Source organism: Opitutales bacterium (genome assembly GCA_013215165.1).
In the GTDB taxonomy this organism is placed as follows: domain Bacteria; phylum Verrucomicrobiota; class Verrucomicrobiia; order Opitutales; family JABSRG01; genus JABSRG01.
The window spans coordinates 1-6,826 of record JABSRG010000102.1 but is presented as its reverse complement, the minus strand read 5'-3'; the positions used below and the strand labels follow the sequence as shown (position 1 = coordinate 6,826).

Genomic DNA, 6,826 nt, shown 5'->3' with positions numbered 1-6,826 from the left:
GCGTAGTAGGTCTTCTGAAAAATGCCCGCAGGCTTGCGAACAGAGAGCTTCGGTAGGTTTTTCTGAATGTGCTGCTCAGATGCTATTTTAGCTGAAAGCTTCGCTAGGCTGGGAGCGTAGGGGCTGCTGGAATCGTCAGTCTCCGTTGAACGGATCGGGTCGCCACTAGCGCGCTCCTTAGCGGGGGTTTCTAGGGGCGGATTGTGCGTGGGAGCGACTCTGGTGTCAGCCTGCCAGACCAGCAAGGCACCCACAACCAGGACAAAGGCCAATGATAATTGGACAGTAACTTTTCGACTCATCCTCGGGGCTTTCCAATGACGGCTGGACCATCAAGAATGAGGGTTTGGTGACAGATAGATGTCTTGACCGTGGCGGGTCGGATATACCTCACGTAGTATATTCCGAGGTCGTTGAATTCTTCTTGTTCGACGACTTTGAATACCGACCCATCGTCAAAAAGCACTCCAGCCACAAAGATGTCTTTCGTGTAGTGTACTTCCGGGTAATTGTTGGACTGAACGAGACTCATTTCGAATAGCTGGCTTCCATCTTCATAGACTTCCAGGAGTTCGATGGATGCTGCATTCGTTGAGGCAACACGTAGCCCTCGCACACTTTGAGAATCGATGACAGGACCCCCGCCGGGTAAGCGGGCCGCCAGGAAAAGCGGCTCGATCTGACTGGTCGTGATCTCAAATACGCGCCCTTGAGTCAGGGGAATCTGAGACACTGACATTCTCCAGTCGGTCTCAATCTCAACGCTGTCCGGTATCTGAGGGTTTTCCCAATTCCTGCCCTGGGCTACTACAGCGACGGGACTCTCTGCAAAACGTGCCCCAATCACAGTGACGGTGATCGGTGCGAGATCGACACCGTTTAAACGGCCCTGAACGGAATAGACCCCCTCTGTATCGAATACTATGGGCACACGCGATCCGACCGCGACCCCAGCAAGCGCTTGTCCATCTAACAAGATCGAGGCAGCTGATGCCGGATTGCTACTTGGATCTTCGACTGTGAAGAGCAGGGTATCCCCCACGCGCACGAATTGACTCACTTCGGGCGTTGTCGACAGATCAATCGGCACCCATTCAATTTGAACTTCCGTTTCAACTGCACCGTTTTCAAGCGACACGCGGGCCGAGGTAGGTGCGTCGATGGCGAGCTGAATGTTACTAAACCAGCGCTCACCCGGGATCTGCTCCAGGGGTTGGCCATCCACGTCTCCAAAGAGCTCGAAACGACTTCTGCCCTCCAGGCAGAATGGCGACACGTGGCTCTGGGCCGAGACGACCTCTATTGCGTTGATTATTTCCAAGCGGTGGTCTACCCAGTCTGGGCGCGCGTTTGAGTCGCTATCCGGACCATCCACGTGACTTAGGGAAATTTCACTGAAACCGATCCCTCGGCGCAACTTGAAGTTTTCAAACGCTACGCCAATCTGGTGGTTGCCAGCGGCGAGCCAGGGGAGCACCAGCCTGACACGGTCCACGGATTGACGCGCGGGTAGATCGAAGAAGAGCCTCTCAACAAATTGTTCGTCGATGGAAACCGCAATCTCGTATTCTGAGATGTTGGGCTCGTCCGTCAGTGGATACGCCTCAAATTCTAGGACGTAGATGCCATCCGCCGGTATGTTGAGCGGCATCCGAAATTCCCCACGTGGTGTGATCGACTCGATGGAATTTGCGGTCCCACGCCATCGGCCCCGAGTAGACACAGTTGAAGATAGATCGAGCTGCTCAATCTCGGTCACTTGTCCCAAATCAGCGGCACTGGGATTACTCAGGTAGAAATGAATTTCTTCGCCATCATCAAAGCCATCTCCATCGGTATCGGCCAAGGTATCGCTTGTTCCGAGGACGGCTTCCTCGTCGTCAGTCAGTCCATCGCCATCGGTGTCCTGGACTAACGACAACGATGAAAACTCGACCAATCCGAGTGTGCCGTTACTGACTATAAAGGAGCCGACTAACAAGGTCTCCGTGGTTGCGAGGCTGGACTCGCCCGCTTGGGTCCAGAGGTACCCATCGGCAGACTGATAGACCGCAATAGTATCCCCGCGCCGCGTCATTTTGAGCCATTTGTAGCGCTGTTGATTGAGGCTATGGGCGTCCGCGTCTCTCCTCAATCTATTAGACCCATTGAGCTTCGACCTTAGGTCATACCTATCTGTGCGGCTCACGCTGTAGTAGGCAGTCGAGGCGTCTTTTTCAAGCGAGTCTCTGACCATGAACCCAGCGGCAGGGAGTGCATAACCAATCTCTGGAAAACTGAGCTTTGCGGAGATCTCAAAGTCGCCTTCGACTGCTTGATAAAAGAAGGGCGCATCGAAGTAAGCATCTACCTTCGTGGCCATCAGTATGTTAGCGCCTGCCAAATTGAACAGGTCACCTGCCTGGAGGTCTATATTCGCCTGTAACCAGGGTTCGCTACCTAAATCAGAATCTGTTGATGTAGATTGATCTGCACTCAGCATTTCGAGGCTCAATTCCAAAGTATCTGAGGCCCCATCGCCGTCGCTATCGGCACTGAATGGATCGGTTCCATTCAGGAATTCATACTCGTTGACTAAGCCATCATCATCGGGATCCCCGCGCGGACCGTTTAAGGGAACATCGATACCCGGATCATGGATATCCAAGCCAACCAGCGCTTCCCAATCATCAGGTAGTCCGTCACGATCTGTATCTGAACCGGCAACAAAGTAAGGCGATAGCACATCAGCACCCACAATCTCGAGGAGTGACGCGTCCGCATGCCAGGCGACCGCGATATTATCCTGTCCCCCTCCTTCGGCATGAACGGTCTCAATATAATATTTGGAGCCGGACTCCAGCCAGACGGGCTCTGAGCGCTGAGTGGGAAATTTATCCCATTCGTCTATATGCGCCCATTGCCCAGTGGGTACCCAGGCAATCCGGCGTTTACGCAGAGGGGAATCATCACTGCTCAACAGAAGGACGCTCGCGTTGTCCCCCACAATCCAAAAAGTGTAGAATCCATCTTGCAGCGGAGAAATAAAGCCTCGCATACGTGTCGCATAGGTATCGTCGAAGTCAACGGGGCCTTCGAAGGAGGTCTTGTAGCGGACGACTTCAGGCGAACCTGGATAAGCGGCATGGGTATAGAGTTTGGCTAGGGACGTGGGGCCGTCCCAGTATTCCCAACGAATCAAACCGGTCTGTTGATCGCCGTCCCAGACCCCGTCGGCGTCGGTGTCCACAAGTAATGGACTGGTCGCAAACTCCAATTCCTGAATGTTTAACAAACCATCGCCGTCGGGGTCTCCACCCCCAGCGTGTGCGCCATCGAAGGTTCCATCATCCAAGGGATCCAGGGAGTAAGCGAGCTCCCAGTCGTCGGGTAGGCTATCAGCATCCGTGTCGATACTTCTGGGATGCGTATTCGCCAGGAACTCGGCATAGTTTGAAAGACCATCCCCGTCCATATCCTCCTGAGAATCATCTATAGAAAGGTCCAATCCATGGTATTGCTCCCAGGCATCGGCCATACCGTCCGAGTCGGCGTCGAGAAGTAGGTCGTTGCTAAGTGGATCAAACCCATGCTCGCTCTCCCACCAATCGGAGAGTAAATCTCCGTCGGAATCTAGATTTGTTGGATCCAGTCCTGCGGAGACCTCAAAAAAGTCATCCAACCGATCACCGTCGGTATCCGGTGAATTCGGATTTGACCGCACAAAAAATTCATCCAATGCAGTCAGACCGTCGCCATCGACATCGCCCCCAGCATCGCTGGCATCCATCGGATTTAGACCGTTTTGCATTTCCCAAGCGTCTGAAATACCATCTGAATCCAGATCGATATCGATCCCATACTTTGCCGCCAAGCCTCGCTCATAGGCTACTTGCTGATCTGGCGGAACGGATGAACCGATGACGGCTACCTCGGCAACGCCCCCCTCAAAAACACCCCCTAAAAGAAAGGAGTGGGCGATATCCGCTGGGTAGTGTGCCCCCACACTCCTATAGTCGACCGTCTGCAAATCGGAGAGTGCCCGCAGGACGACATTTCCAGTTTCTAGCGTAGAGGGGTATGCGATCGCCAAGCTCACTGCTGTCAGCCCCTTTGGAAGCACCCTTGCACTCTCCTCAAACGGTACCCACTGGTCATCTATACGGAGCTCAAATACCGAGGACGGGCCAGCGCCCACAACGCTCAGCTCGAGCTGTATGTCTCCATCCCGGTCTATCAGGGTAAATACAGTTCCGGATGAAGCTTCTAGATCTTTGAAAACAAAATTAAACGAAAGACCATCAGGCCGGATATCGGCCTGTAGATCGACTGCCAAACCATCGCCGTCACCCACAAATTCGACCCAAGTTAACTCACTGGAACTCTCGCTCATCGAGACTGGAAACTCGGTGGGACTGATGGGATATAACTCTTTTTGAAAACCAGACTGATCCAGCCAAGCAACCACAGATCAGAACCTGTCTCAGTGGTGACTCCAGTGTCGGCAGAAATCCAAAACTGTAATTCAGGCTCACGGATAAAGCCCGAGAATTGCTCGGGGGTGCGCGGGTCTTGACCTAAGCCAAGTTCCCGAACGTTGGGCACTCCATCGCCGTCATCGTCTAAGAATGCAGGCTCATGATAGCTGGCAGTGATCGCGTCGATCTGTGCTGGATCTCCGGACGCGCCTTCATTTTTTTGAAACTCAACTCCGGTAAAGTAAGGTAATCGGTTTGAGAATGCAGCATCTTGGACTACGAGGCGATTGTTCAGCCAAAGCGACCAGAGCTGAGACTGAAAATCCAGTCGCGTCGTCACCCGCTGCCAAGAAGCAGACTCATCTAAAACAGCAGCGTCCACTTGCCACGATAAAGTGTCCCGGTCGAAATAATTTAGCCGAGCATCGGTATCGAAAAAGAAAACAGAGGCGGCTTCACTCGGCACCTCTGGATGCGCTCTTCGGGGAAATCGAGTGGGCTTAATGGCCATATCTACCCAGACCGGCAGCGCATTTGAAGAGGTGGATCGAACACTCAAGACCTGGTTCCCAGACCCGCCTTCCAGTTCAATGAACGGATTCGCGTTCCACGGTGCGCTCGATAGGGCAACCCAGTCTTGGGAAGAGGCTTCCCAACCCGCATCAAACAAGGACGAGAGTTCCATGTATCCGTCAAACGTCTCAAACAATGGAACCGGCCATATCGCGAAGTCACCGGCCACTAAGGGGTCTTCTCCCAAGCGGAATTCTTCGCCGTCATGAACGCCATCGCCATCGGTATCTGGATTTGTGGCAGACCACGCGTTCATAAATTCGAGGATATTGGCGACCGAATCGAAATCCGGGTCCTCCGCCCGGTCGTCAGCAAAAACGTTTAAACCTGAGGCGATCTCGTAGGCATCGCTGATGCCATCGTTATCACTATCGAGAAACAGTGGGTTGGATACTCCAGCATACAAGAAATCAAGATAAGCTGCGGCATCTGTAGCACCGAAACGCAGCAAGGAGAGCCTGTCGATGGCGTCATCCAAAAAACCAAGATCGGTAAAAAATAGATCATCGTTTATGAAAATGTCCCAAGTCTTCCTTAAGTAGTCTAATCGATAGGTTATCCGCACCCAATCCGGCAGCTCTCCTTCGCTCGGAAGGGATATAGCCAGACCGAGAGGAAACCAAAATCCCCCACCTTGCCCATCACCATCAAGCACGTAGATGTCACCCCGGAGTCCGGATGAAGCAAAAGCGGTGACAGCAGCTTGAGGATCATCAACATTTTCAGGCAATCGCTCAAACTCGCCAAACTGAGGTTTCACATAAAAATCGATCCAGACCGTGGAATCCAGCGAGTCGAAATCGACCCCCCATATACCGGAGCCTTTGAACATCAATCCATTCAGACCAGATGCAGCCGTAGGTTCGATTGAGAGCAAGACACTGCTCTCATCAAAGAAAGCATGCCCTCCATCCAGCTCACCTAAAATAAAACCTTCTTCAGCCTCAAAATCTACTTCGAATGGTAGCGTCTGGCTCGTATCTGCTACCAAAGCGTGGGCCAGCAAACAGTAGACACCCAAAAGAACGAATTTTCTAATCATCACAGGTCGGCCCTTCGTTTGGATCCAAAACGTATTTTACACAATTTATTCGCTATCAATAACTTCCGTGATCTCTTTCTTCCGTCTTTGATTCCGGTTGAACCTCACGAATAATAGCTGGGCCAGGATCAACCATGCTGAGACTGAACCGATCATAATCAGTGTTCCTCCGTTAGGCTCATCGGCTTGAGCGACCACAGGAATGATTAGGAAAAGAGAAATCAATGAGCGTTTCGTCAACATGGGAGGTTTTATGAAATGCTAAAGCCTTAATACAACCGAGAATAAATTATTAATTTACAATATCATTTTATCTAATTGAAATTATAAATTTTTCTTTTAATATGAATTATGCAATAGATCGCGGCAACTGAGGCACAATCTGCTGCCCTACAACGTCTTGCAGAAACCTTCGACGCACCAAGCGGCTGCGCCTTCAGGCTTCTTTAATCCCTTTCGCATCAACATCTCAAACCTTCTCGTACGCTCCGATCGCATAATCCGGGTTAAAGGTTCTACCGTGGCTTGGCTCAGAATGCATGCTGACGTCCCAATAACAGCGGGGACATGTCCCCAACTGCCTTTGCTGTAATCGCCCTGCTCTGTCGTGGCGCAGGCCGTTGCTCCGATCCACACCGAAGCCGCGAGCCGACAGAGCGGCTCGACCAGTGTGACCATGACTATATATTCTCCAGTCAGTGAAAATCTGAACTTCTTCGAACCGGTCACCGGAGATGAAGCTGAGGGAAACTGC

At 52.0% G+C, this 6,826-nt stretch carries 4 protein-coding genes; all 4 read right to left on the bottom strand.

Annotated features, from left to right (window positions below):
• On the bottom strand, positions 1-302 hold a 302-nt coding region (locus HRU10_14690; protein NRA28480.1), incomplete at its 3' end, for a hypothetical protein.
• Complete coding sequence (locus HRU10_14685; GenBank protein NRA28479.1) at positions 299-4,372, bottom strand: hypothetical protein; 4,074 nt, start codon at positions 4,370-4,372, stop codon at positions 299-301. The genes HRU10_14685 and HRU10_14690, both read right to left, overlap by 4 nt.
• The gene (locus tag HRU10_14680) at positions 4,369-6,072 is read right to left on the bottom strand and encodes a hypothetical protein (GenBank protein ID NRA28478.1); all 1,704 of its coding nucleotides are present in this window, start codon (positions 6,070-6,072) and stop codon (positions 4,369-4,371) included. The genes HRU10_14685 and HRU10_14680 overlap by 4 nt, the downstream gene beginning before the upstream one ends.
• Positions 6,073-6,117: 45 nt before the next feature.
• Positions 6,118-6,315, bottom strand: a complete 198-nt coding sequence (locus tag HRU10_14675; protein NRA28477.1) for a hypothetical protein — start codon at positions 6,313-6,315, stop codon at positions 6,118-6,120.
• Between the last annotated feature and the right edge of the window lie 511 nt (positions 6,316-6,826).

Excerpts from the sequence above, each read along its gene's own strand:
- HRU10_14675 (NRA28477.1), bottom strand. The coding sequence starts at position 6,315 with ATGTTGACGAAACGCTCATTGATTTCTCTTTTCCTAATCATTCCTGTG.
- HRU10_14685 (NRA28479.1), bottom strand. The coding sequence starts at position 4,372 with ATGAGCGAGAGTTCCAGTGAGTTAACTTGGGTCGAATTTGTGGGTGAC.
- HRU10_14680 (NRA28478.1), bottom strand. The coding sequence starts at position 6,072 with ATGATTAGAAAATTCGTTCTTTTGGGTGTCTACTGTTTGCTGGCCCAC.